The 24,033-nt window shown below is 70.3% G+C and carries 25 protein-coding genes; 15 read left to right on the top strand and 10 right to left on the bottom strand.

What is annotated here, in order from left to right:
- The 5 genes from ABZ406_RS09710 to ABZ406_RS09690 form a co-directional block, all read right to left on the bottom strand.
- A complete protein-coding gene (locus ABZ406_RS09710) occupies window positions 1–1,119 on the bottom strand; it encodes a Gfo/Idh/MocA family oxidoreductase (RefSeq protein ID WP_357758055.1) in 1,119 nt (372 codons plus the stop codon).
- On the bottom strand, window positions 1,089–1,799 hold the full coding sequence (locus tag ABZ406_RS09705; protein ID WP_357758052.1) for a ThuA domain-containing protein: 711 nt from the start codon (window positions 1,797–1,799) through the stop codon (window positions 1,089–1,091). Before ABZ406_RS09705 ends, ABZ406_RS09710 begins: the two co-directional genes overlap by 31 nt.
- A gap of 502 nt (window positions 1,800–2,301) precedes the next feature.
- Window positions 2,302–3,780, bottom strand: a complete 1,479-nt coding sequence (locus ABZ406_RS09700; protein WP_357758049.1) for an RICIN domain-containing protein — start codon at window positions 3,778–3,780, stop codon at window positions 2,302–2,304.
- 29 nt (window positions 3,781–3,809) lie between these two features.
- Window positions 3,810–5,249 (bottom strand): glycoside hydrolase family 43 protein, encoded by a 1,440-nt coding sequence (locus ABZ406_RS09695; RefSeq protein ID WP_357758046.1) that lies wholly within the window; start codon window positions 5,247–5,249, stop codon window positions 3,810–3,812.
- 36 nt (window positions 5,250–5,285) lie between these two features.
- Window positions 5,286–6,758 carry a family 43 glycosylhydrolase gene (locus ABZ406_RS09690; RefSeq protein WP_357758043.1) on the bottom strand — a complete coding sequence of 491 codons (1,473 nt, stop codon included), beginning with the start codon at window positions 6,756–6,758 and terminating at the stop codon, window positions 5,286–5,288.
- A 280-nt stretch (window positions 6,759–7,038) separates the two neighbouring features.
- Here ABZ406_RS09690 and ABZ406_RS09685 point away from each other — a divergent pair, with 280 nt between their 5' ends.
- Together ABZ406_RS09685 and ABZ406_RS09680 are read left to right on the top strand one after the other, a co-directional pair.
- A complete protein-coding gene (locus ABZ406_RS09685; RefSeq protein WP_357758040.1) occupies window positions 7,039–7,572 on the top strand; it encodes a DUF6817 domain-containing protein in 534 nt (177 codons plus the stop codon).
- Window positions 7,573–7,631: 59 nt separating this feature from the next.
- Window positions 7,632–7,784: a hypothetical protein gene (locus tag ABZ406_RS09680; protein ID WP_357758037.1), complete on the top strand. Its 153-nt coding sequence runs from the start codon at window positions 7,632–7,634 to the stop codon at window positions 7,782–7,784.
- Window positions 7,785–7,873: 89 nt separating this feature from the next.
- Here the strand turns inward: ABZ406_RS09680 and ABZ406_RS09675 are convergent, their stop codons facing one another.
- On the bottom strand, window positions 7,874–8,737 hold the full coding sequence (locus tag ABZ406_RS09675) for an endonuclease/exonuclease/phosphatase family protein (protein ID WP_357758034.1): 864 nt from the start codon (window positions 8,735–8,737) through the stop codon (window positions 7,874–7,876).
- A 132-nt stretch (window positions 8,738–8,869) separates the two neighbouring features.
- Here ABZ406_RS09675 and ABZ406_RS09670 point away from each other — a divergent pair, with 132 nt between their 5' ends.
- The 3 genes from ABZ406_RS09670 to ABZ406_RS09660 all read left to right on the top strand — a co-directional run bounded on the left by ABZ406_RS09670 (window position 8,870) and on the right by ABZ406_RS09660 (window position 10,734).
- Window positions 8,870–9,400, top strand: coding sequence for a GNAT family N-acetyltransferase (locus ABZ406_RS09670; protein WP_357758031.1), 531 nt, complete (start codon window positions 8,870–8,872; stop codon window positions 9,398–9,400).
- An 88-nt stretch (window positions 9,401–9,488) separates the two neighbouring features.
- Window positions 9,489–9,995, top strand: a complete 507-nt coding sequence (locus tag ABZ406_RS09665; RefSeq protein ID WP_357758028.1) for a polyketide cyclase — start codon at window positions 9,489–9,491, stop codon at window positions 9,993–9,995.
- Between the two features lie 286 nt (window positions 9,996–10,281).
- Complete coding sequence (locus ABZ406_RS09660; protein WP_357758025.1) at window positions 10,282–10,734, top strand: pyridoxamine 5'-phosphate oxidase family protein; 453 nt, start codon at window positions 10,282–10,284, stop codon at window positions 10,732–10,734.
- Window positions 10,735–10,848: 114 nt separating this feature from the next.
- On the opposite strand, the gene ABZ406_RS09655 is transcribed toward ABZ406_RS09660, so the two are convergent.
- Both ABZ406_RS09655 and ABZ406_RS09650 read right to left on the bottom strand, forming a co-directional pair.
- Entirely contained in the window at window positions 10,849–11,865 is a 1,017-nt protein-coding gene (locus ABZ406_RS09655; RefSeq protein ID WP_357758022.1) for an ATP-binding protein, read from the bottom strand.
- Window positions 11,858–12,553 (bottom strand): response regulator transcription factor, encoded by a 696-nt coding sequence (locus tag ABZ406_RS09650; protein ID WP_357758019.1) that lies wholly within the window; start codon window positions 12,551–12,553, stop codon window positions 11,858–11,860. The genes ABZ406_RS09655 and ABZ406_RS09650 overlap by 8 nt, the downstream gene beginning before the upstream one ends.
- Before the next feature lie 159 nt (window positions 12,554–12,712).
- Between ABZ406_RS09650 and ABZ406_RS09645 the strand changes: the two genes are divergently transcribed.
- Window positions 12,713–13,792, top strand: a complete 1,080-nt coding sequence (locus tag ABZ406_RS09645; protein ID WP_357758016.1) for an NAD-dependent epimerase/dehydratase family protein — start codon at window positions 12,713–12,715, stop codon at window positions 13,790–13,792.
- Here ABZ406_RS09645 and ABZ406_RS09640 read toward each other — a convergent pair.
- Window positions 13,764–15,119 carry a hypothetical protein gene (locus ABZ406_RS09640; protein ID WP_357758014.1) on the bottom strand — a complete coding sequence of 452 codons (1,356 nt, stop codon included), beginning with the start codon at window positions 15,117–15,119 and terminating at the stop codon, window positions 13,764–13,766. The genes ABZ406_RS09645 and ABZ406_RS09640 overlap by 29 nt on opposite strands.
- Window positions 15,120–15,275: 156 nt before the next feature.
- Here ABZ406_RS09640 and ABZ406_RS09635 point away from each other — a divergent pair, with 156 nt between their 5' ends.
- From ABZ406_RS09635 to ABZ406_RS09595, 9 genes are all read left to right on the top strand, one after another.
- Window positions 15,276–15,953, top strand: coding sequence for a glycosyltransferase family 2 protein (locus ABZ406_RS09635; protein ID WP_357758011.1), 678 nt, complete (start codon window positions 15,276–15,278; stop codon window positions 15,951–15,953).
- Complete coding sequence (locus tag ABZ406_RS09630) at window positions 15,950–16,630, top strand: DUF2064 domain-containing protein (RefSeq protein WP_357758008.1); 681 nt, start codon at window positions 15,950–15,952, stop codon at window positions 16,628–16,630. The genes ABZ406_RS09635 and ABZ406_RS09630 overlap by 4 nt, the downstream gene beginning before the upstream one ends.
- Window positions 16,631–16,725: 95 nt before the next feature.
- On the top strand, window positions 16,726–17,340 hold the full coding sequence (locus ABZ406_RS09625; protein ID WP_357758185.1) for a methyltransferase domain-containing protein: 615 nt from the start codon (window positions 16,726–16,728) through the stop codon (window positions 17,338–17,340).
- Window positions 17,337–18,491, top strand: a complete 1,155-nt coding sequence (locus tag ABZ406_RS09620; RefSeq protein ID WP_357758005.1) for a molybdopterin-dependent oxidoreductase — start codon at window positions 17,337–17,339, stop codon at window positions 18,489–18,491. Before ABZ406_RS09625 ends, ABZ406_RS09620 begins: the two co-directional genes overlap by 4 nt.
- A complete protein-coding gene (locus tag ABZ406_RS09615; protein WP_357758002.1) occupies window positions 18,488–18,913 on the top strand; it encodes a hypothetical protein in 426 nt (141 codons plus the stop codon). The genes ABZ406_RS09620 and ABZ406_RS09615 overlap by 4 nt, the downstream gene beginning before the upstream one ends.
- Window positions 18,914–18,957: 44 nt before the next feature.
- Window positions 18,958–19,797: an S-methyl-5'-thioadenosine phosphorylase gene (locus ABZ406_RS09610; RefSeq protein ID WP_357757999.1), complete on the top strand. Its 840-nt coding sequence runs from the start codon at window positions 18,958–18,960 to the stop codon at window positions 19,795–19,797.
- Between the two features lie 57 nt (window positions 19,798–19,854).
- Entirely contained in the window at window positions 19,855–20,403 is a 549-nt protein-coding gene (locus tag ABZ406_RS09605) for a DM13 domain-containing protein (RefSeq protein ID WP_357757997.1), read from the top strand.
- Window positions 20,404–20,776: 373 nt separating this feature from the next.
- Window positions 20,777–22,138, top strand: a complete 1,362-nt coding sequence (locus tag ABZ406_RS09600; RefSeq protein ID WP_357757994.1) for a ricin-type beta-trefoil lectin domain protein — start codon at window positions 20,777–20,779, stop codon at window positions 22,136–22,138.
- 110 nt (window positions 22,139–22,248) lie between these two features.
- A complete protein-coding gene (locus ABZ406_RS09595; RefSeq protein WP_357758183.1) occupies window positions 22,249–23,550 on the top strand; it encodes an RICIN domain-containing protein in 1,302 nt (433 codons plus the stop codon).
- A gap of 62 nt (window positions 23,551–23,612) precedes the next feature.
- Here the strand turns inward: ABZ406_RS09595 and ABZ406_RS09590 are convergent, their stop codons facing one another.
- On the bottom strand, window positions 23,613–23,990 hold the full coding sequence (locus ABZ406_RS09590) for an AtzH-like domain-containing protein (RefSeq protein ID WP_357757991.1): 378 nt from the start codon (window positions 23,988–23,990) through the stop codon (window positions 23,613–23,615).
- Between the last annotated feature and the right edge of the window lie 43 nt (window positions 23,991–24,033).

Raw genomic sequence — 24,033 nt, 5'->3', positions numbered from 1 at the left:
TCAGCGAACCTTCGCGTCGTACGCCTTCCAGTCCTCGACCGGCGTGAGCGGAACCGGTGCGGGTCGCTGCGCGGTGGTCGTCAGCTCGACCCGCTGGCCTTCCGCCGCCGAGCGGAGCAGGCTGGTCATCGTTTCGAGTACGTGCAGTGCGACGTCCCCGCCGGCACGCGGCGGACGCCGATCGTCGGCCCGGACAAGGTCGATCAGACCGACGCCCCGGGAACCCTCGGCGTAACCGGCCAGCGGTTCGAGGGCACGCCACTCGGTGCCGCCGAGCGCGAAGAGGCGGACCTCCCCGTCGAAGTAGTTCGGATCGGGCACGGCGAGCGTGCCGGCCTCCCCGTGCACCTCGATCGGGGCGGCCGTCGTCCGGACGCCGTCGAAGCTCGTCGTGATGGTGGAGAGCGCCCCGTTGACGTGCTCGAGGACGCCGGTGAGGTGGGTGTCCACCCCCACCGGGATCCGCTGGCCGGTGCGCGGGCCCGAGCCGATGACACGCTCGGCGCGCAGGCGGCTGGCGGCTCCGGTCACCGCCCGGACCGGCCCGAGCAGGTGGATGAGCGCCGAGATGTAGTACGGCCCCATGTCGAGCATCGGGCCGCCGCCGGGGGCGTAGTAGAAATCGGGGTGGGGATGCCAGCGTTCGTGCCCAGGGGTGACCATGACTGCCGACGCGGACATCGGGCGTCCGATGAGCCCGCCGTCGATCGCCGCCCGCGCCGTCTGCGTCCCCGTACCGAGGACGGTGTCCGGCGCGCACCCGACGCGGACGCCGGCCGACGCGGCCCGTCCGATGATCGAGCGGCCGTCCGGGAACGTCACGGCCAGCGGCTTCTCGACGTACACGTTCTTGCCGGCGTCGATCGCACCCAGCGCGATGTCCGCGTGCGCGGCGGGGATGGTGAGGTTGAGCACCGTCTGCACGTCCGGGCGGTCGAACAGACGCTCGACGCTCATCGCCTCGGCTCCGGGGATCGTGGCCGCGGCCGCTGCCGACCGGGAAGCGTCGAGGTCGGCCACCGCGGCGATGCTCACCTCGGGGTGGTCGACGAGTGTGTCGAGGTAGGCGCGGGAGATGACCCCGAGACCTACGACGCCGACGCGGTGCGGGTCGCCCACACCATGCCCCTCTCGATGACGGTACGGACGCTGGCGTGCGCCAGCACGTCCAGGCTGTGGCCCGGGGTCGTCACGACGATGCGTCCGGCCCCCCAGAGGCGCGTCCAGATCGCCGGCGAGGTGACCGGGCGGTGCCACGGATGCCACGCCTGCGTCGGGTGGGTGGTGACGGCGAGCACGTCGATGAGGTCGTCGTGCAGCACCCAGTACTGTTCGGTGACCAGGTCGAAGTCCTCGATGCCCGAGGTGACGGGGTGCTCCCGACCGAGATCGGTGATGCGCACCGCGTGCGGCAGGAAGTTGTCTTCCGGGCCACCGTGACGCTCACACGGCTCCAGGCCCGGATGGGTGGCGAACTGACCGCCCACCAGATGCAGGTACTCGGCTGACGCGCGGAACGAGTCCACGATGCCGCCGTGCCAGCCGGTGAAGCCCGTGCCGGCGATGACCGCCGCGCTGAGGCCCGCCACCTGTTCCGCGGTGATCTGCGACATCGTCATGCACTGAACGACGAGGTCGGTCCCGGCCATCTCGGCGGCGTCGGCGTAGATCTCTGTCGACTCCTCGACGCGGACGGCATAGCCGCTACGTTCGAGGAAGGGGAGGAACAACTCGGTCGCCTCGACCGGCTGGTGTCCCTCCCAGCCACCCCGGACCACAAGTGCTCTCCGCTGCGCCACCCTCGCTCCCTCCCCCGGCCCGTCGCCACCGGGCGGGCCGCTTCCGCCCCGACGACGTACCGCCGATGCCCGTGCCCGGCCGATCAGCCGCTTCGGCGGTTACCCCACTGGCGAGGGCCCTGGACCGAGCCCCGCCCGCCGAACTGCTGCGACTTCCCATGCGGTTGCGGTGAGGCGACCTTGCCCTTCGCGCGCCGGGCAGCACGATTCGCGGGAACATCAGGCGCGTCGGTCTCGGCTTCCGTCTCGGCTGCTGTCGAGGTGTCGGCAGCCACCGCGGGGGCGTCCTGGCTCGGCTCGGGATCCGGCATCGGGTTCTCCTTGGATCTGGTGGTGTCCTACGGGCCATCGGCGGCCGGCGGCCGCGGACTGACCCACGCCGGGGTGCGCGCCTTGACGGTAGCGCAACGCCAGGCCCAGGCGAATGCTCCCCCGCCACGTCGGGACTGTCGTTCCTGCCCGTCTGCCCCCGGGGCTGCGACCCGGGGGCGACGCGTGGCCGTCAGACGACGGTACGTGACCACTGTTGGTTGGTGCCGGTGTTGCACGCGTACTGCTTGAGGACCACCCCGTCCGCGGTCGCCGCTGCCGGTACGTCCACGCACTTGTTGCTGTGTCGTGCGCGGAGCTGGAAGTAGCTGCCGTTGGTGACCATCTGGAACTGCTGGTTGGTGCCGGTGCCGCAGGTGTACTGGACGAGCTCGGCACCGTCGGCGGTCGACGCGCTCACCACGTCGAGGCACTTTCCGCTGAGTCGGCTGATGATGCGCCAGTAGCCGCTGCCGGCGTCCTGGAACTGCCACTGCTGCCAGGCATTGCCGCCGTACGTGTACTGGCCGACGCGGGCACCGTTGTCGGTGTTCGGTTGCTGGACGTCCATGGCCTTGCCGCTGTGTCGCACGGTGATCCGGTAGAAGGTTCCGGTCGACGGCGGGGGCGTCGTCGGGTCGCCGCCGCCGATGGTGTCGCCCCAGCCGTACCGGATCCGGTCCGCGCCGGAGGTGTTGCGGACGGTCAGGTTGAGGTCGGTGCCGCTGCCGGTGAGGGAGTACATCGAGTACCAGTCGTAGCCGATGGTGCCGGTCTTGCCACCGAGGGCGGGCCAGTAGGTGCCGCCCATCTGGTTGTCGCGCATGACCTGGGCCATGGCGCGGATGTAGCGCACGAAGTTGTCGGTGCTGCCCGCGTCGGCGTAGTTGCGACCGTCGTTCATCGGCGCGCCGAACTCGGTCGCGACCGCCCGGGAGGCGCAGTTGCCGAGGCGGGTCTGGATGTGACTGCGGAAGGCGTCGTAGGTCATCGCGCCGTAGAAGAAGGCGTAGTAGTGGAAGGACAGCAGCGTCGAGTTGAAGCGGCTGTCGTTGCAGATGTCGCGCAGGTCCTGGCTGAAACCGGTACCGCCGATGAGCACCCGGCCGGGCACCGCCGAGTAGTGGTAGGTGAGCCAGTTGGCGGCGACGTTGCGCCACTCGGTCGAGCTGTAGCCGTGCGGCTCGTTCATCGGCTCGAAGTAGACGTTCGTGTTCGTGCCGTACGTGTTGGTCACCGTGGACCACATCGCGTTCCACGCGGCGAGGTTCGTGATCCGGCCGCCGGAGGCGGCGCCGTCCTCCCAGTACGCCAGGATGACCTTGAAGCCGCGCTCGGTGGCGGCGTCGATGGCGCCTCGGTACGCCTCCCACCAGGCCGTACCCACCGTGTGGGTGTTGACGGGCAGCCGGATGGTGTTGATCCCCATGGTGGACGCCATGTCGTCGTAGAGGGCGTTGGCCTTGGCCCGCACCGTCGCGTTGCTGTCGGACGCGCTCAGGCCCTGCACGACGAGGGGCCCGGTCTTGAAGTTGTCACCCAACACGGCCCAGTTCATGCCTCGGAACTGGTTGGTGGCGGCGGTGGCCGGCGACGACGCGACGGCGACGATGCCAACCATCGCCGTCAACGCGGCCACCAGGGCGGAGAGCACCCGTCGATGTAGTGCCACAGTCGGAACTCCTTGAAGAGGGACCAGGTTCAGCTGGTCAGGCGGAAGGTGGCGTCGGCACGGCTCTGCGCATCGGGCACCGAGTCGAGCCGGAGCAGGTAGGCGTAGTGCCGGATGTAGCGGTCCGGGTGGCTGTAGGACTGGAACGACGTCCACGAGGAGTTGGCGAGGCCGGCGACCTGCCGGAAGGTGGCGTCGGCGGCGAAGGTGGCGGTGCCGTCGTTGGCCTCCAACCGGAAGTCGAACCCGTAGTGGCGCAGGTAGTAGCCCGGGTAGTTGACCGACTGGATGGAGACGGTGCCGGAGCCGACCAGGCCGGGCACCAGCCGCCACTGGCCGTCCTGGGCGGGGCTGACGTTCGGGTCGATGCGGACGTCGTAGTCGTAGTGCCGCACGTACCGGTCCTGGAAGTTGTACGACTGGAGCCGGTTGACAGTGGTGGCGGGCCAGCGGGCGAGCACCCGGTTCTGTTCGGCTGCGGTCAGGTTGAGAATCGATCCGTGCCGTTTCCGGGTGCCACCCATGCCGTACGAGCCGGACGTCGGGAGTCGGTAGCTCCCCGGGTTCGACGGGTCGGTGGTCAGGACCGGTAGGTAGCCGCGTCCGCTGGAGTACTGGTCGAGGTAGAGGACCCACTCGTTGCGGGTGTTCATCTTCATCCACATCGGGCCTTCAACCTGGGAGCCGGTCAGCCCGATGCCGGAGAGGTTCCCGAGACTGGTCCAGGTGCCGAGGATGGAGTTGCTGCCTTCGAGGGCGATCTGGCCGTCCCGGGAGGCCCGGACGTAGCGGTAGGCCCCGACGCCGGTCGGCACCTCGACGATCTGGGTGTCGATGATCTCCTGGTTTCCCGGCCGGTCGACGTAGACCTGCGGGGTGGTGACGCTGCGGAAGTTCGCCGTACGCGCGTAGTAGATGCGGTGCTTGGTCGCCCCGTTGAGCGGGACGTTCGTTGCCCAGTAGAGGACGTAGTCGCCGGTGGCCGGGTTCCAGATCGCCTCCGGGGCCCAGGCGTTGCGCCCGTCCGGGATCGCGCTGGCGACGTTCAGCAGCCACGGTGCCGACCAGTTGATCAGGTCGGTGGACTCCCACACGACGAGGTTGCGGCTGCCGTTGTTGATCGCGGTCGACCAGTCCTGACCGCACCCGATGCAGAGGTCCGTGGCGATGATCCAAAACCGGTCGCCGGCTGGCGAGCGGATCAGGGCGGGGTCGCGGACGCCACGGGTCCCGACGGTGGACCGCAGCACGAGGCCACCGTTGTTCAGGTCGTTCCAGCGCAGGCCGTCCGTGCTGTGGGCGAGGTAGATCTGCTGGTCGGTCGAGGACTCGCCGGTGAAGTGCGCCATCAGGTAGCCGACTGTCGGATCGAGCGCGGCCGCCTCCTTCGGTGTCGCCGCCGACCAGGTGGTGAACAGCAGGCATGCGGCGACCGCGACCGCACCGAGCCGGGCGAGGACTCTCGACATGTGTCTCTCTCCTTCGCGCAGGGGCGTACGAGTCAGCTAGAGGGTCGGCACGACGGTGCGGATGGTGCCGTCGGTGTCGAACTCCATCCGGTCGATGGCGGTCTCGCGGTTGGTGCCGTTGCCGGCCGGCACCGCGAACCGGTGGTAGGCGATGTACCAGGTGTCGCTGCCGGGCGCCCGGACCACTGAGTGGTGACCGGTGCCCCTGATGCCGACGTCGAGCCGCTTCTGCAACACCACACCGCGCCGGGTCCACGGCCCGAGGGGTGAGGAGCCGGTGGCGTACGCGACCCGGTAGTCCTCGCTGCGCGTGTCGTTCTCGGACCACATGAAGTAGTAGAGACCGTTGCGCTTGAACACGAAGGGTGCCTCGTTGTAGCCCGAGGGGGTGACGACCCGTGCCTGCGCCGTGTCGAAGGAGACCAGGTCGGAGTTCAACCGCACCGCCCGTGCCACGCCCTGCCCCCAGTACAGGTAGGACGTCCCGTCGTCGTCGGTGAACACCATCGGGTCGATCGCCTGCCCGCCGGGAAACTGGTCGCTGCGGATGAGCGGACGGCCCAGCGCGTCGCGGAACGGCCCGGTGGGGCTGTCGGCCACCGCGACGCCCAGTTGTTTGGCGGTGTTGCCGCTGGCCGCGCCGCCGCTGAAGTACAGGTAGTAGCGGCCGTTGGCGCTGGCCACCGCGGGCGCCCAGGCCGAGTTGTCCGCCCAGGACACGTCCGGGCCGTGGTCGAGGACGACGCCGTGGTCGGTCCAGTTGACCAGGTCGGTGGAGGAGAACGCCTTGTAGTAGGTGCCGGACCAGCTCGCGTAGCCGTCGGTGGTCGGGTACAGGTAGTAGCGGCCGTTGAAGACAGCGAGGTGCGGGTCGGCGAAGAGGCCCGGAATCACCGGGCCCTTCGTGGTCCTGGGCGCCCAGGGCGCGACGAGTCGGAAGGAGCTGTCCGCCCGGAACGCTGCCGTGTCCTGGTAGGCGTCGAGCCAGAGCGCGAAGTCGCGGTGCCGGATCCGTCGGTTCGGGTAGTTGTACGAGGTGAGCGCCACCGATCCGCTCACCGAGCCGTCCACCGCGCAGAAGGTGGCGTCGGCCCGGAACCCCGCGTCGCCGGTGTTCGGGTCGACCCGGAGTCGGTAGTCGCGGTGCCGCAGGAACAGGCCGGTCCTGGTCTGCAACGAGTAGCAGGTCGGCGACGCCAGGCCGTTGACCACGGTGAAGGTGGCGTCCAGCTTGGTCTGGTTGGTGCTGCTGGAGGCGACCGGGTCGAGCTGACCGAGATAGTCGATGTGCCTCACGTAGCGTCCGGCCTGGTTGACCGCCTCCAGTGAGACGGTGCCGGTCGGCAGCGTGGCGGCATTCGCCGGCCCGTCGGTCATCACCACGACGGCCGCGGCGGCCACGGTGCAGAGCACGAGGAGGGCACGCAGGCGCTTGGTCGATGCGTCCGGCAGCAATGTCGCTGCTCCGCGCCGTGGAACCACCATCCAGGCCCCCTTCCGCAAGATCATCTATGTTAGCGTTAACACAACTAGCCGATCTCTGGACTCTGACTTCAGGCGGTGCTGACGAGTGGTGTCTCCGCATGCGGTTCCGTGAAGGGGCGCACGATCACACGTGGAATGTGTTCGGTTCGTTAACGTCGCGTTGCGGACAAGTGTTAGCGATCGCATCGATGAGTGTCAAGCCGAGCAGATCGAGCGCGGCTCGCGGGACATGGCCGCGCGGCTGTGACATATCGCCCACGCTCCGAGCACAACCGATCCACCGGCCGATACCTACAGTCGAACCATGAACACCGACGAGGGCGTTCGGGTCTGGCTCCGCCGGCACGGCGCCGAACGGGTCGCCCACCCCGGCGGCAATCTGTACGCCCACCTGTGTCGGGTGAGCGAACGACTCGCCCTGCTCGGCTGCGACAGTCACGTGCAGGCCGCCGGCCTCACCCACGCCGCCTACGGCACCGACGGATTCGACGTCACCCTGCTTGATCGGGCCGATCGTGCCGTGCTGCGGGATCTCGTTGGCGCCAATGCCGAGGAGCTCGTCTATCTGTACGGCTCCTGCGACCGTGGACGCAGTTGGCCAGGGCTGGCCAGGACCGGCGAAGTGTTCGATCGCTTCACGCGTGAGGTGCGGACACCGGACGAGACTCAACGTCGGTGTCTCGTGGACCTGAGCATCGTCAACGAACTGGACGTCATCGAGCACGATCCGGCGACGGCCGAACGCCACGCGGCCTACTTCCGGGACCTGTTCGCCTCGTGGGCCCCAATCGCCTCGGAGCAGGTCATCAACGATGCTCTGCGGGTGGTACGGCAGTGAAACCGGAGTCGTCGCGGTCGACGGCACCGACCGCCGAACGGGTACGAGCGCGCCGCGGGGTGCGCAACACCACGGACCTCCGGGCCGAGTACCAGCTCGCCGCCATGAACCAGTCGCTGGGCGTACCCACGGTGTTTCTGCCGGCCCAGCCCGAACTGGCGGTGGTGTCGTCGACAGCGGTACGCGCGCTGGCGGCGTGGCGGGCAGAGTAGGGCTCGATGGTGGTTAGCCGATCGCTGGCCTGACCGTCTTCCGGGGACATCCCGAACGACGGGACTCGTAGCCGGCGGAGGGCGGAAAGTCAGCTCTGGATGGTGAACGTGGCGGCGACGCCGTTGTGGTCGGACCTGGTGCCGCCGACGACGTCGTAGTCGGTCATCCACATCAGCTGGTGTTCGGGCAACCGCTTCCAGAAGTAGACGTAGTCGATGTGCCGGTTGCCGTGCGTTCCGGTGCCCTTCTCGCCGAGGAGGTTGTAGTTCGAGCGCAGGTTCGGCAGCTCGTTGGCCTCGAAGACCTGCCACGGGAACTTCGCGTACCCGTAGCTCCGGTCGGCGCTGAAGTCGACGTTGAGGTCACCACTCACGATGACCTGGCCCTCGTCCTGCTTGTCGACTGCCAGTTCCCTGAGACCCTGGAACTGCGCCTCGGCGCACCGGGTGCGCGGCAGGTCCTCCGGCCGCCCGTTGGATTCGATACTGGCCACCGCGTGGGCGTTGATGTGGGTCACGTTGCGGCCACTGGCCTTGTGCCGGTACTTGACCCAGTTGTTGTACCGCGCCGGGGGCACCTCGCCCGGACCGTTCGTGTCACAGACGAAGATCGAACCCTTGTCGAGTACGTCGAACATGCTCTTCTTCGCGATCAGGGCCTCGCCAGCCTGGTTGGTCCCGCCCGGCGCGTACAACCACCAGCCGTTGTCGGCAGCCCAGCTCGTCAGGAACGCCCTACGGGCACCGACCTCGTTGAGACCGACGAGGTCGGCCCTGGACGCGATCAGGTTCAGGTCGTGCGCGAAGTCCGCCTGGCTCAACCCGTAGTAGATGTTCAGCGTGGCCGCCTTGAAGCCCACGCTCGCGGCAGCCGCCGGGGCTGCCGGCAGCAGCGCCGCCACCAGCGCGACCGCGCCCAGGGCACGGGCCCACCCGTCCGTTGTCCTGCGCATCGACGTCCCTTCGCACGAACCGCCGTCGGTGGCGGCCACCGCGCACACTATCGATCCGAGTCGACGCGATGCCGAACATCCGATGACGAAGCATCAACAGGCCTGGGTCGACCGGCCGACTACCATTCCGCCATGGACGACACCACCCGCGACGTACGGATCAGACGCGGCGGCCCGGCCGACGCCTCTGCCGTACTGGACATGCTCGACTCGGCGGTGGCCTGGATGAACGACCGCGGCAACACCGAGCAGTGGGGCACCGAGCCGTTCTCCGAGAAGCCCGAACGGGCTGCCCAGGTCGATCGGTATCTGACCGAGAACATCCCGTACATAGCGGAAGTGGACGGGACCTCGGCCGCAGCTCTCGTGTTGGACTCCGGGCCCGACCCGCGGATTCCGATCGCGCCTGCGGAGGAGCCCGAGCGGTACGTCCGCCTCCTGGTCTCCGATCGACGATTCGCCGGCTGGAAACTCGGGTCGGCTCTGTTGGCGCACGCGGTGGAGGAAACCCGGCGAGCTGGCGTGCGGTTGCTCCGGGTCGACTGTTGGGCGGGCGGAGGCGGCGAGTTGGTGGCCTACTACGAGCGCCACGGGTTCACTCCCACCGAAACCTTCCTGGTCGGTTCCTGGCCAGGGCAGGTGCTGGCCCAGCGGGTCGACTGAGCCGCAGCCCCACTCGTCCGACATCGACTCACGCCCGACGATGCTCGCCGTGGACTCGTCGACCTGCCACAGGGCGGATGATGGATGCATGATCGGTGACCGGTGGGGTGTGACAGCCAGCGAAACGTTGCGCGCCTATCCCTGCGACGACTTCGTCGTCTCACCCACCCTGCAGGCGTGGCGGGGAGTACGGATCGACGTGCCCGCCGCAACGGTGTGGCAGTGGGTAGCCCAGATCAGGCTTGGCCCCTACTCGTACGACTGGATCGACAACCTCGGCCACCGCTCCCCTCGCCACCTGGAGGGCCTGCCCGAGCCCCAGGTCGGAGAGGCGTTCACCACCGCTGGCGGACGAAAACTCGGCACGATCGTCTCTGTCGACCCCGGCAGACACCTGACGAGCACCATCATGGGCGCCTTCATGTCCTACGTCCTCCTGCCGCAGGACCACGACTCGACGCGCCTACTGCTCAAGGTCGCCATGCGGACGACCCGGTGGGCCGCACCCGGCCTGTCCGTCGGCGACCTGATCATGGCTCGCCGACAACTGCTCAACCTCAAGAAACTCGCCGAGGGCAATCGGCCAGCTCGCTGAGCCGATCAGGTGGTCAGGTAGTACCTGTCGACGAAAGCTGCGTAGTGCCCAGCATCGTAGGAATCTTCCAGCCACGCGATCTCGCCGAGGATCTCTAAAGGCCGTCGGAGGACGGCAGATCCGGATGCCTAAGCACGGCACCTGGGGCATCATCGTCGGATGGCCACCAGCGAGACCAGTGTCGTTCTGGTGGACGATCTCCGTTTTTCGTGGATCGCCGCAGAGCGGAGGTGGCTCGCATGTGCCGTGCCGGTGAAGCCGCGCCGATCTCAAGGAGGATGCAGACGTGGAACCCGATCCCCCGCGCGATCCGACGCAACGTAAGCACGACACACTCGCCCGCTTCGACCGCGACCTGGACGCCTGGGTCGCCTCAGCGGACCGGGACGGCAACCCCTACCTGGTGCCGCTGTCCTTCCTCTGGGACGGCACAGCCTTCATCCTGGCCACCGCCGAGTCCAGCCCGACCGCACGCAATCTGCAATCCTTCAGGCGGGTGCGGATGTCGCTCGGCACGACCCGCGATGTGGTGCTCATCGACGGCACCGCCGAGACGTTCTCTCGCGAGACCGTGCCCCCCGACCTGGCCGACGCGTTCGCCGCGAAGCTCTGGGACGCGCGGGTCGGCGCGACCCGCTACGCGTACTTCCGCGTGACGCCTTGCCGGATACAGGCGTGGCGGGAGGAGAACGAGATCGCCGGTCGTGACCTGATGCGTGATGGCCGTTGGCTGGTGTGACGGCGCGCAGGCGACGAGGTTGTCCGCTCCGCCTCAGCAGCGGCTCGACGGGACCCGCGCCGAGGACCAGCCGCTCGGCGCGTTTGGCCACGACGCCGCTGAAGATGGTCCACCTCAGGCGGTCGCCAGGCGGACCATGAACTGGCAGCCGTCGGGGGTGTTGCGCACCTCGACCCGACCGCCGTGTGCCTCGACCAGGCCGTGGACGATGGCCAGGCCGAGCCCTCCGGACGCCCCACCGTCACCGCGGCCGGGAGTGCGGGCCGGTTCACCACGGAATGCGATGTCGAACAGTCGGGGAAGGTCGGCCGGGGGAATGCCGCCACAGGTGTCGGCGACCGACAGCCAGGCGTGGTCCTCCTCCCGGCCGGCTTCGATGCGTACGGTGCCGTCCTCAGGGGTGTAACGGACCGCGTTGAGCAGCAGGTTGGCCACGACCCGAGCCAGTTCCGGTTCGCTCGCGGCAACCGTCGGCCACCCGGACTCGCTGGCGATGAGCTTGATCCGCCGGGCGTCTGCCAGCGGGATGGTGCTGGCCAGCGCGTCCGAGACCACCTCTCCGAGCGGCACCGCCGTCAACGACAACCGCAGCGCCCCGGCGTTGATCCGGGACAGCTCGAACAGGTCGTCGACGAGTCGGGTCATCCGGTCGGTTTCCAGCCTGATGCGTCGGTGGTATTCGTCGACAGTGTCCGGGTCACGCACCACCCGGTCCTCCAACGCCTCGGCCATGGCCCTCAGCCCGGCGAGTGGGGTCCGCAGGTCGTGGGAGACCCAGGCGACCAGGTCGCGGCGGCCCTTCTCCAGTTGCCGTTCCCGCTCCCGGGCCTGGTCGCGCCAGACCGCGGCGCGGGCCAGTCGCCGGCCGAAGTGCCCGCCGACGGCGAGGCTGACCACCGCCGCCGCCGCGACGGTGATCAGGACCACCTCAAGGTCGTGGGCGGAGAGGAACATCGCCTCCGCGACCGCCATCACCCCGACGGCCACGGCGACCACAGTCGTGGTGAGCAGCACGCTGAGGTGCACGGTGATCGAGCTGCGTCGAAGGGCGCGGAGCAGCAGCGCACCGGCGAGCCCGATGGCGAGCGCCGCGCCGAGGGCGAGCGCGAAGATCAGGAGTACGTCACGCATGGGCGGGCTCGTAGCGGTAGCCGACGCCCCAGACGGTCACGATCCGCAGCGGATCGGCCGGGTTGGCCTCGATCTTCTCCCGCAGCCGGCGTACGTGCACTGTCACTGTCGAGTGGTCGCCGAAGTTCCAGCCCCAGACCTGCTCGAGAAGCTCCGCCCGGCCGAACACCCGGGACGGATGGCGCATGAGGTGGACGAGCAGGTCGAATTCGCGAAGCGTCAGCGCCAGATCCGCACCGGCGAGGCGGGCGGTCCGGGAGGCCGTGTGCACGACCAGAGCGCCGTCGGTGAGCGCCTCCGGCCGTTCGGGAGGTGTGCCACCGCCGGCACGGCGGAGCACCGAACGAACCCGCAGCACCAGTTCCCGTGGGGAGAAGGGCTTGGTCAGGTAGTCGTCCGCGCCGAGTTGCAGCCCGAGGATCCGGTCGGACTCGTCACCGCGCGCGGTGAGCATCACGATCGGTACGCCGTCCGGTCGTACCCGCAGCGCTCGGCACACCTCCAGACCGTTGATCCGGGGCAGCATCAGGTCGAGCACGACCAGGTGCGGCGCCTGCCGCTCCACCGCCACCAGCGCCGCCGCGCCGTCGGCTGCGAGGCTGACCTGGAAGCCGTCGTTCTCGAGGTACCGACGGATGACGTCGCTCACTGTCTGATCGTCGTCGACCACCAGCACGCGCTGTGTCACGGAGCTACCCCGTTCGGCGCCGTCAACGTCTCCCCCAGGTGTCCATCGGCCCAGCGTAGCCACGGCCGGGGTCAGGTCCGCCCCGGCAAAGCTTGCGAGGTTCTTACGGCTGCGCGCGGAACCCCGAGCGGGCGTACGGGAGGTCCTACGGTGACCGGAATGCGGATACTTGTCACCGGTGCGGCCGGGTTCATCGGCTCACACGTCGCCGACCTGCTCTGCGACGACGGGCACGAGGTGGTGGCAGTGGACGCGCTGCTGCCCGAGGCGCACGGCGCGACGGCGCCACCGTGGAGCGGGCGGCACGACCTGGTGGTCGGCGACGTACGCGACACCGACCTGCTGACCCGGTTACTGGCCGGCGTCGACGCGGTGTGCCATCAGGCGGCAATGGTCGGCCACGGCATCGACCCGGCCGACGCCCCCCGGTACGCCGCGCACAACGACCTCGGCACGGCCACCGTCCTCGCGGCGATGCACGCCACCGGGGTACGCCGACTGGTGCTGGCGAGTTCGATGGTGGTCTACGGGGAGGGTCGTTACCACTGCCCGACGCACGGGATCGTCCGGCCGGCCGGCCGTCGGGCCGTCGACCTGGCCGAGGGCCGGTACGAGCCGACCTGCCCGCGCTGCGACCAGGCGCTCTCCCCCGGTCTCGTCCCCGAGGACGCACCGCTGGAGCCGCACAGCACGTACGCGGCCACCAAGCTGGCCCAGGAGCACCTCGCCGGCGCCTGGGCGCGGCAGACCGGCGGATCGGTCTGGGCCCTGCGCTACCACAACGTCTACGGTCCGCGGATGCCCCGTGACACCCCGTATTCGGGGGTCGCGTCGATCTTCCGGTCCGCGCTGGCCGCCGGGCGACCGCCGAGGGTGCTGGAGGACGGCCGGCAACGGCGCGACTTCGTGCACGTGACCGACGTGGCGGCGGCCAACCTGCTGGCCCTGACGACGCCGACACCGGATCCCCTGACGGCGGTCAACGTCTGCTCGGGTGACCCGCACACGGTGGGCGAGCTGGCCCGCGAGTTGGCGTCGGCGATGGGCGGGCCGTCGCCGGTGACCGTCGGGGGCGGGCGGACGGCGGACGTGCGGCACGTCGTGGCCGACCCGGCGCGCGCCGCCCGGCTGCTCGGTTTCACCGCCCGGGTCGGCTTCGCCGCTGGCGTCGCCGACTTCACCACCGCGGTGATGCGCGACCCGGCATCGGTCACGACACCGTCCACAGTAGGTGGTTGACGGCGAGAGCCGTGGCGGCCTGGGCTGCCAGCCACCACCGTCGGTGGCCGGTGGGTAGGTGCGCGGTGGCGACCAGCAGCCAGACGGCGAACGGTAGCCAGATCCGCTCCACCTCGGCCTTGCTGAGCCCGGACAGGTCCGCCGCGAGCACGGCCGCCGTCGCCGCGAGGGGCAACCACACAGTGGGTCCGGGCCCGGCGATCCGCTGCCGGATGGCCGTCGCGAACGGTCGGTGCGGTGGTCGGACCGACACGGCGGTCACCGCCCGTCGCAGCGCCGGCCCGACCACCGGGCCGGCCGAGAGCAGCAGGGCGGCGAGGTTCGCCCAGACCCAGTAACCGTACGGACGTTCCGCCGCCCAGCCCTGGTAGTACCGACGTGTCACCAGGTGGTAGCCGTCCGGCCACCAGAAGCCGGCGAGGGTGAACGCGGCGGCGACGGCCGCGACCGCCGTCGCCGCGGCCAGCAGCACACCGAGGCGGTCCCGGGCCCGGAGCAGCACCACCGTCAACGCGAGGAACCCGACCAGGACGAACCCGTACGACAGGTAGAGCGCGAAGCCGAGGAGCAGCCCGCCCAGCGCGGCCGCGGGCCGTCCCCCCACCGCGAGCAGCGCCAGCCCGGCCGCGACCACCGCGGCGAAGATCCCGTCCGCGGACGCGCCCACCCAGACCGCTCCCGGGAGGAGCACCAGGAACGGCCACACCGCCCGGGCCGCGTCCTCGGCGCCGAGCGCCCGCAACGTCACCGGAACCGACACCGTGACGGTGGCGCCGAGCAGCACACAGGCGAGCCCGGCGGCAGTCCCGCCGCCCAGTCCGATCCGCTCCAGCCAGACGAACAGCAGTAACGCGCCCGGTGGGTGGGCGGCGGAGTGGGTGGACCACGAATCGGGCTGGAAGTCGAGGATCCGGTCGGCGAAGCCGGACAGCATGACGCCGACGTCAGTCACCCGGGGCACCTCGTGCAGGTACTCGGCCTGCACGGTGAGCCGTTCGGCCAAACCCGCCGACCATCCGTCCACCAGGGCCAGCGACAGCGTCCAGAGCACCGAGGCGAGATAGCCGACCCCCAGTAGGCGCGGCCACCGGGTGTCGGAGCCCCAGCGCGTCCCCCGCCAGACGAACAGCGCCGCGACGAGCAGCGCCACGGGGGTGCCGGCCCCCAGATGGGGCCGCCAGGAGGCGTAGAGCGGCGCCGCGTCCGCATGCAGCCGGACACCCTGCCGGTTGAGCAGTGCGCCGACGGCGACGGCGACGGCGAGCAGTGCCACCTCGGCGCCGAGGACGATCAGGTCGGCGGGCCGGGAGCGTCCCGGCCGGGTCATCGTGGTCATGGTGACGGCCGACGTTACGACCTCCGACCAGGAAACCGGTGGCCGGACGGTGTGACGTCAGCGACTCGTAAGATCCGGTGCCGTGTAAGCGATTCGTAAGGAGCGACAGCGGTCCCGGCGGCTGGTGGCGGGCCTAGCGTCGCCGGTATGCACCCAACGATCGACGTGGTCCTGCCGTGTCTGGACGAGGCGGCCGCGCTGCCCGCCGTACTGAGCGCGCTGCCACCGGGCTTCCGCGCCATCGTGGTCGACAACGGCTCGACCGACGGCTCTCCGGTCGTCGCGGCCGAGTACGGGGCCCGGGTCGTCCACGAGCCGAGACGCGGGTACGGCGCTGCCGTGCACGCGGGCCTCTTGGCGGCCGAGGCGGACCTGGTCGGCGTGCTCGACGCGGACGGCTCGTTCGATCCGGCGGAGTTGCCGAGGCTCGTTGCCGCGGTGCGGGAGGGTCGGGCCGATCTCGCCGTCGGGCGGCGTCGGCCGGTCTCGGCGGATGCCTGGCCGTGGCACGCCCGCACCGGGAACGCGCTCGTCGCCGCGCTGCTGCGACGTCGCGGTGTGCCGGTGTACGACATCAGCCCGATCCGGGTGGCCGGCCGTGCGGCGCTGCTGGGCCTCGGTGTCACCGACCGCGCGTTCGGCTACCCGCTGGAGCTGCTGCTGCGCGCGGCCGGGGCGGGCTGGCGGATTCTCGAACTGGACGTCGCGTACGCGCCCCGGGCCGCCGGCACCAGCTCGAAGGTCTCCGGGTCGGTCCGGGGCACGTGGCGGGCGACCCGGGACTTCGCCGGTGTGCTGCGCGCCGACGCCGGTGGTGGTCGATGAACGTTCTGCTCCTGGTCGCGAAGGCGCCGGTCCCCGGGCTGGCCAAGACGCGTCTCTGCCCGCCGGCGGATCCCACCCAGGCGGCCCGGATAGCGGCGGCGTCGCTGTTGGACACCATCGCGGCGGTGCGTGCCACCGACTCGGCGATTCCCGTGCTGGCCCACGCGGGTGGGTTCACCGACGCCGTGTACGGCGACGAACTCACCACCGCGTTGGCAGGGTGGCGTCTGCTCCCGCAGCGAGGCCGCACGTTCGCCGACCGTCTCGCCAACGCCCACGCCGACGCCGCTGCGGCATTTCCCGGCAAGCCGGTGCTGCAGATCGGCATGGACACGCCGCAGATCCGGCCGCCGCTGCTCACCACCGCACTGGAGTTGCTCGCCGCACACGAGGCGGTGTTCGGGCCGGCGGCCGACGGCGGCTGGTGGGCACTCGGGCTGCGCGACCCGAGGTACGCGGCCGCGCTGCGCGACGTACCCATGTCGACGAGCGACACCGGTCGGCACACCCTCGCCGCCCTGCGCCGGCACGGCGTCCGACCGGCGATCCTTCCCCGGCAGCGGGATGTCGACGACTGGTCGACAGCGCTGGCCGTCGCGGCCGACCTGCCCGGCACCCGGTTCGCGGAGGCCGTCGCCTCGGTCGGTGGCCAGTTGGTGGACGGACGCCCCCGGTGACCTCGACGATCAGTCGCAACGGCTTCGACGCGGCGCTGGGCAGACTCGGTGGGTGGTCCGCCGACAACAACCTGGGGGGCACGCCGGGCGGCCCGATGCCCGCCGCCCCACCCGAGCACTGGTTGGTGCACGCCGACGGGCGACGTGACCTGCTGCCGGTACGGCGGTGGCACGGCCCGCCCGAGCCGGCGATCGAGTCCGTCGCCGCCCGCTGCACCGGGCCGACTATCGATCTCGGCTGCGGCCCCGGCCGGTTGACTCGGGCACTCGCCCAGCGCGGCCTCGTCGCACTGGGAGTGGACATCTGCGCCGAGGCGGTGCGCCTGACCCAGGACCGGGGGGTCGTCGCCCTGCGACGCGACGTCTTCGACCCACTTCCCGGCGAGGGCAGGTGGGCGCACGCCCTGCTCATCGACGGCAACATCGGCATCGGCGGCGACCCGGTCCGACTCCTGCGCCGGTGCGGAGCCCTGATCGCGGCCGACGGGACGCTCGTGGTCGAGGTGGAACCGCCGGGGGCCGGGCAGTGGCAGGGGCAGGCGTTCGTCCAGTCCGGATCGTCGGGCGACCGGCATCGGCGGGGACCGGCGTTTCGCTGGGCGCGGGTCGGTGCGGAGGCGGTGGCAGGCATCGCCGATGCCGCCGGCCTGCGCGTCGGCGACCGTTTCCGGTTCGGTCCACGCTGGTTCGCCGAGTTGGTGCGCTCGTGATCCGCCGACCACGCCTGCCCGCCCCCGAGGATTTCACCGCGCCCTCGCACTCACCGCTGGTCACCGCCCGGCTGGGTCTGTGGCTCGGGGTGGCGTTCGGCCTGTGTTTCGGCACCGGGCTGCTCAGCCACTACCTTCAGCACCCTCCGGGTTGGTTCACCTGGCCGACCCGACCGGTGAACCTGTACCGCATCACCCAGGGCGTCCACGTGCTCTCCGGTGTCGCGGCGATCCCGTTGCTGCTGGCGAAGATGTGGAGCGTCTATCCCCGGCTGTTTGTCCGCCCGCCGCTGCGCCAGCCGATCCGGTTGTCCGCCCACGCCCTCGAACGGATCTCCGTTCTGGTGCTGGTCAGCGCCGCGTTCTTCGAACTGGTCACGGGACTGTTCAATGTCGCCCAGTCGTACCCGTGGGGGTTCTTCTTCCCGAGGGCGCACTACGCGGTCGCCTGGCTGGTGGTGGGGGCGATGCTGCTGCACGTCGCGGTGAAGGTGCCGGTCGCCTGGGCGGCGCTGGGCACGCCACTGCGACGCGGGAGCGCGGTGCGGGCCGCGGCACCGGGGCCCGACGCGCAGCGACGTGCGTTCCTGCGTACCTCGGCGGGTGTGGCCGGCGTCGCCGTGCTGGCCACCGCCGGGGTCACCGTGCCGTGGCTCCGTCGGGTGTCGCCCCTGGCGTGGCGTTCCGCGTCCGGGCCGCAGGGCGTTCCGATCAACCGTACGGCTGCTGCCGCGCGTGTCGTCGTACCGCCGGGCTGGCGATTGGAGATCGTCTGGCCGGGCGGACGCGACACCCTGTCCCTGGCCGACCTGGCGGCCCTGCCGCAACGGACGGCGGAGTTGCCGATCGCCTGCGTCGAGGGCTGGAGCGCCTCGGCGCACTGGACCGGCGTGCCCGTCGTCGACCTGCTCCGACGGGCCGGCGCACCGATCGGCCGACCGGTCCGGGTCACCTCACTGGAGGCCGACGGCCTGTACGCGGCCAGCACACTCCCGCCGGCCCATGCCCGCGACCCGCTGACCCTGCTCGCCCTGCGGATCAATGGCGATGAGCTGTCCCCCGATCACGGATATCCCTGCCGACTCATTGCTCCGAGCCGGCCGGGCGTCCTGCAGACCAAGTGGGTGGCCCGGCTGGAGGTGCTGCGGTGAGAGCCGTCCGACTGCTCCTGCTCGTGCTCGGGGTCGCGATCACCGCGTACGGCGGCTGGCTGCTCCTCCCGCAGCTCGGCACCACACTGCCGTGGCTGATCGGCGGCCCGGTGCTGCACGACCTCGTGGTGGCGCCGCTTGTCGGCCTGGTCGGACTCGCGCTGGGTCGGCTGGTGACGAACCGCGCACGCCTGGCCTGGATCGCCGCGGGTATGGCGGCCAGCGCCACGTTGCTGCTGATCGCGGTCCCTCTGTTGTGGCGACCGCCCTCGGCGCCTGCGAACCCGGGCCTGCCGGACCGCGACTACCCGCTGGGCCTCACCGTCGGGCTGGCTGTCCTCTGGGCCGTGATCGTGGTCGTCTTTGTCGTCGCCACCACTGTCGAGCGGCGCGCCGCGAACCGACGAACCGACAGTCGGTGAGTCGGCCCCACCCGTTCTCCACCAGTCGCCCAGAAGGGGTACCCATGTCAGCAGGAGACATCGGCGCGACCGACCGACCGCCGATCGGTGTGATCGGCGGATCGGGCTTCTACGAGTTTCTCGACGACGTCGCCGAGGTCACCGTCGACACACCGTACGGGCCGCCGAGTGACGCGCTGTCCGTCGGGAGTCTCGCCGGGCGGCCGGTGGTGTTCCTGCCCCGCCACGGGCGCCGGCACACCCTTGCCCCACATCGCATCAACTACCGGGCCAACCTGTGGGCGCTGCGTGAGCTCGGCGTCGGCCAGGTGCTCGCACCGGGTGCGGTGGGCGGCCTGCAACCGGATCTGGGGCCCGGGACCCTTGTCGTACCGGACCAACTGATCGACCGGACCAGTGGCCGCGCGCAGACCTACCACGACGGCGAGGCGGGCGCGGACGGGCAGGTCCCCAAGGTGTTCCACGTGCCCTTCGCCGACCCGTACTGCCCGGTCGGACGGGCCACTGTCCTCGACGCCGCCCGTTCGGCCGGTTGGCAGCCGGTCGACGGCGGGACCATGGTCGTCATCGAAGGGCCCCGATTCTCCACCCGCGCCGAGTCGATGTGGTACGGCCGGGAGGGCTGGTCGGTCGTCGGCATGACCGGCCACCCGGAAGCGGTGCTGGCCCGTGAGCTGGCACTGTGTTACACCGCGCTGTCCCTGGTGACCGACCTCGACTCGGGTGTCGAGGTCGGTCACGGCGTGACCCAGCAGGAGGTGTTCACGGTCTTCGCCCGCAACATCGATCGCCTGCGTCTCCTGCTCGGCGACGCGGTGACGGCGTTGCCGACGGAGCAGGTAGCCTGCCCGTGCGGTCAGGTGCTGGCCGGAACGACGTCGTAAGGGTTCGGAAAGGATTCGCGGCCGGTTCGACGGGGACCGCGACCGTACGCTGCGGTGATGGGAGAACGACTGTTCCGGTCGCCGGTGGTCCGGGCCGGCCTCGCCTGCGCCGTCGTGGTGTCACTGCTGGCGTTGTACTGGTTCCAGCCGTGGAAGCTGTTCACCGACACCTACGTCGACGAGACGGTTCCCCGCGTCGCGACGACGCCGGTCACGCCGGCCCCGGTGTCCGCGAGCCCGACCCCGGCGGCGGACGAGATCCTGAGCGCCGGCGAGTTCGTCACCCATGAGCACCGGACGACGGGCAGTGCCGAGATTCACCGGCTCGCCGACGGAAGTCACCAGCTCGTCCTGCGGGACCTGGACACGTCGAACGGTCCGGACCTGCGGGTGTGGCTGACCGACCAGCCGGTCGTCCGGGGTACGGCCGGGTGGCGGGTGTTCGATGACGGCGAATGGGTCGAACTGGCCAGGCTCAAGGGCAACAGGGGCAACCAGGTGTACGAGCTACCGACGTCGGTGGACCCCGGCGACTTCCGGAGCGTCTCCATCTGGTGCAAACGATTCGCTGTCTCCTTCGGCGCGGCGGACCTCACGAGCGCCTGACCGGGTCGTCCCTGTCGCAACCTGCCGGACACGGCATTGACATATTTCGTTATCCGACCTAGCGTCGGGGCGAATCGATTCGACGCCGAACCAGGTGTTTCGGCACCGATTGTCGAACGGTCACGTGGTGTTCGGGCACACGGTGTGGCCACCGTCGATTCAACGACGAACTGGTCCTGCGTGGGCGGCGAGACCAGTGGCGGAAACTCGCGCCGACGAGCCGGCCGGGCGCCGTCGACACGTCGCGTCTTCCGGGGATCGCTCACGGCGAACGTGGTCGTGAAAGGTCGCCCGCACCGACGCGCCGTGACGGTGTGCGGGTTGCCGTGGACCCCTTTCAACCCAGTTCGTGCCGAGTGGCGGGAGCCCCTTCATGACAAGACGTAGACCCATCCTTGGTCTTCTCGCGACGGCGGCTGCCGTCGTCGTGACAGTGAGCGCGGCGGCACTGGCCGGTGGCGTGAGCACCACCGCGTCGGCCGCGCCCGTCGGCGCGGCCGCGGTGACCGCCGGGTGCGGCAAGGCACCCACGTTGACCAGCGGCCAACGGTCCATCCAGAGCAGCGGCCAGAATCGTAGTTTCATCCTGAGAATCCCCGACAACTACGACCGGAACCACGCCTACCGGCTGATCTTCGGGTTCCACTGGAACGGCGGCACCGCCAACGACGTCGACGGCGGTGGCGCCGACGGGGCCGCCTGGTCCTACTACGGGCTACGGCAACAGGCGAACAACAGCACGATCTTCGTCGCCCCCCAGGGCAACGGCAACGGCTGGGCCAACCCCGGTGGCCAGGACGTCACCTTCGTCGACAACATGATCAGCCTGATCGAGGCGGACCTGTGTGTCGACACCACGCAACGCTTCGCGCTCGGCTTCAGCTACGGCGGCGGCATGAGCTACTCACTTGCCTGCTCCCGGCCGACTGTCTTCCGCGCCGTCGCCGTCTACTCCGGCGGGCAGCTCAGCGGGTGCGGCGGCGGCACCCAGCCGGTCGCGTACATGGGGATCCACGGCATCGGGGACCCGGTGCTCAACGTCTCCGCCGGACGGTCCCTGCGCGACACGTTCGTCCGCAACAACGGGTGCACGGCACAGAGCCCACCCGAGCCGAGGGCGGGCAGCCTGACCCACATCACCACCACCTACTCGGGTTGCCGGGCCGGCTACCCGGTGGTCTGGGCCGCCTTCGACGGCGGGCACACCCCCGGCCCGGTCGACGGCGGCGGGGACAGCGGTGCCAGGACGTGGACCAAGGGTGAGGTGTGGAAGTTCTTCACCCAGTTCGGCAGCACCGACCCGACCAACCCACCGACGACGCCGCCACCGACCACCCCGCCGCCGAGCGGCACGTCGGTGCTGCGCAGCACGTCGGCCGGACGGTGCCTCGACGTCAACGGCGCGTCGCAGACCAACGGCGCCGCGGCGATCATCTGGGACTGCCACGGCCAGAGCAACCAGAACTGGACGGCGACCTCCGCCCAGGAGCTGCGCGTCTTCGGCAGCAAGTGCCTCGACGTCAACGGTGCCGGCACCGCCAACGGCAGCTCGGTGATCATTTGGGACTGCAACGGTCAGTCCAACCAGAAGTGGCGGCTCAACACCGACGGCTCGATCACCGGAGTCGGCTCGGGCCGGTGCCTGGACCTGGTCGGCAACGGCACTGCCAACGGCACGCGCGTCCAGATCTGGGACTGCACCGGCGCGGCCAACCAACGATGGAGCCGGAGTTGAACCCCGCGAGGTTCTCCGGACCGACCCCACGGACGCCCCACCACCACGGAGGTTCAGCAGTGCCGCTTCGTAGACTCCCCGCCCCCTGGCTGGTGGCAGCCATGGCGGTCATGGCGCTGGTCGCCGCCGCCCTGTACGTCGTCACGACCGTCGCGCCGGCGGCCGCTGCCACCACCGCCGGCTGCGGCAAGGCACCAGGGCTGAGCAGCGGCACCCACACCATCCAGAGCAGCGGGAAGAGTCGCAGCTTCATCCTTCGACTGCCGGACAGCTACAACAACACCTACGCCCACCGGCTGGCCTTCGGGTTCCACTGGTTGGGTGGCACCGCCGGTCAGGTCGCGTCCGGCGGAAGCGACGGAGCCCCGTGGGCCTACTACGGCATGCTCTCGCAGGCGAACAACACCACCATCTTCGTCGCCCCGCAGGGCCTCAACAACGGTTGGGGCAACTCCAACGGTGAGGACGTGACCTTCACCGACGACATGATCCGCGTGATCGACAACGCCCTCTGTGTCGACACGACACAACGGTTCTCGGTCGGGTTCAGCTACGGCGGGGCGATGAGCTACTCGCTGGCGTGTTCCCGGCCGACGGTGTTCCGCGCGGTAGCGGCAATCGCGGCGCCGGGGGCGATCAGCGGATGCAGCGGCGGCACCCAACCGGTGGCGTATCTGGGAATTCACGGCATCAACGACAACATCCCCAGCGGACGCTCGCTGCGCGACAGGTTCGTCCAGAACAACGGATGCGCCGCGCAGAGCCCACCCGAGCCGAGGGCGGGCAGCCTGACCCACATCACCACCGCCTACGCGGGCTGCCGGTCCGGCTACCCGGTGCTCTGGGCGGCGTTCGACGGAGGCCACCAGCAGGGCCCGGTCGACGGGTGCGCCGGCTGCGAGAGCGGCGCCCGGAGCTGGGTCAAGCAGGAGGTGTGGAACTTCTTCGCCCAGTTCGGGTCCACCGTGCCGCCCACCACTCCCCCGCCGACGACCCCACCGACGACCCCGCCGCCCGGCCAGCAGAACGGTCTGATCGCCAGCAGCCCGGCCAACCGGTGCATCGACGTTCCCAACTCGAGCACGACGAACGGCGCCCGGCCGCAACTGTGGGACTGTCACGGTGGCACCAACCAGCGTTGGACCTACACCGCCAACCGCACCCTGACCGTCTACGGCAACAAGTGTCTGGACGCCAGCGGGGCGGGCAGCAGCAACGGCACCGCGGTCATCATCTGGGACTGCAACGGCCAGGCCAACCAACAGTGGAACCTGAACTCCAACGGCACGATCACCTCGGCCCAGTCGGGGTTGTGCCTCGACGCCGTCGCCTCCGGCACCGCCAACGGCACGCAACTTCACCTCTGGGCCTGCCACGGCGGCGCCAACCAGCAGTGGAGCAGGCGCAACTAGTACCACGCACCGTCAGGTCGCAGACGCGCCGCCCGGGTCCGGTCCCGGGCGGCGCGTCGCCGTCAGGCGGCGGAGGCGGAGACGTGCGCGGTGACGATCCGCCAGCCGACGGGCAGGCGTACCCAGGTCTGGGTCTGCCGACCGGTGGCGGCGGTGCCGGCGTCCCCGAATCGGGTTGTCACGACCGCCAGGTCCGGGCCGAACGCGGTGACGATCGTGTCGACGAGCTGCCGGCCGGCCGGTAGCGGTGGCTGCGCGGCGCGCCACTTGCGCTGCTCCTCCAGCCCGTACTGGTGGTCGGCGAGGCCGAACCGCACGGTCCGCTCGGAATCCCAGAAGTACCCGCAGATCAGGTCGGCGTCGCCGTCGGCGAGCGCCCGCTCGTAGTCGGCGAAGGCCGCCGCCACCTCGGCGACCACGTCCGTCCGGTCGATCTCCATGCGGTACGTCCCTTCGATCCGTTCGGTCAGGGAACTGCCAGCC

Source organism: Micromonospora sp. NPDC005710 (genome assembly GCF_040630995.1).
Classification (GTDB): Bacteria; Actinomycetota; Actinomycetes; order Mycobacteriales; family Micromonosporaceae; genus Micromonospora.
Note: the sequence above shows the minus strand (reverse complement) of the source record. Positions and strands in the feature narration are given on the sequence as shown.

Bases quoted from the DNA above. Each gene is read 5' to 3' on its own strand.
- ABZ406_RS09600 (WP_357757994.1), top strand. From the start codon at position 20,777: ATGACAAGACGTAGACCCATCCTTGGTCTTCTCGCGACGGCGGCTGCC.
- ABZ406_RS09640 (WP_357758014.1), bottom strand. From the start codon at position 15,119: ATGACCCGGCCGGGACGCTCCCGGCCCGCCGACCTGATCGTCCTCGGC.
- ABZ406_RS09605 (WP_357757997.1), top strand. From the start codon at position 19,855: ATGGGAGAACGACTGTTCCGGTCGCCGGTGGTCCGGGCCGGCCTCGCC.
- ABZ406_RS09625 (WP_357758185.1), top strand. From the start codon at position 16,726: ATGCCCGCCGCCCCACCCGAGCACTGGTTGGTGCACGCCGACGGGCGA.
- ABZ406_RS09670 (WP_357758031.1), top strand. From the start codon at position 8,870: ATGGACGACACCACCCGCGACGTACGGATCAGACGCGGCGGCCCGGCC.
- ABZ406_RS09655 (WP_357758022.1), bottom strand. From the start codon at position 11,865: ATGCGTGACGTACTCCTGATCTTCGCGCTCGCCCTCGGCGCGGCGCTC.
- ABZ406_RS09685 (WP_357758040.1), top strand. From the start codon at position 7,039: ATGAACACCGACGAGGGCGTTCGGGTCTGGCTCCGCCGGCACGGCGCC.
- ABZ406_RS09690 (WP_357758043.1), bottom strand. From the start codon at position 6,758: ATGATCTTGCGGAAGGGGGCCTGGATGGTGGTTCCACGGCGCGGAGCA.
- ABZ406_RS09610 (WP_357757999.1), top strand. From the start codon at position 18,958: ATGTCAGCAGGAGACATCGGCGCGACCGACCGACCGCCGATCGGTGTG.
- ABZ406_RS09645 (WP_357758016.1), top strand. From the start codon at position 12,713: ATGCGGATACTTGTCACCGGTGCGGCCGGGTTCATCGGCTCACACGTC.
- ABZ406_RS09590 (WP_357757991.1), bottom strand. From the start codon at position 23,990: ATGGAGATCGACCGGACGGACGTGGTCGCCGAGGTGGCGGCGGCCTTC.
- ABZ406_RS09695 (WP_357758046.1), bottom strand. From the start codon at position 5,249: ATGTCGAGAGTCCTCGCCCGGCTCGGTGCGGTCGCGGTCGCCGCATGC.
- ABZ406_RS09630 (WP_357758008.1), top strand. From the start codon at position 15,950: ATGAACGTTCTGCTCCTGGTCGCGAAGGCGCCGGTCCCCGGGCTGGCC.
- ABZ406_RS09675 (WP_357758034.1), bottom strand. From the start codon at position 8,737: ATGCGCAGGACAACGGACGGGTGGGCCCGTGCCCTGGGCGCGGTCGCG.
- ABZ406_RS09665 (WP_357758028.1), top strand. From the start codon at position 9,489: ATGATCGGTGACCGGTGGGGTGTGACAGCCAGCGAAACGTTGCGCGCC.
- ABZ406_RS09635 (WP_357758011.1), top strand. From the start codon at position 15,276: ATGCACCCAACGATCGACGTGGTCCTGCCGTGTCTGGACGAGGCGGCC.
- ABZ406_RS09595 (WP_357758183.1), top strand. From the start codon at position 22,249: ATGGCGCTGGTCGCCGCCGCCCTGTACGTCGTCACGACCGTCGCGCCG.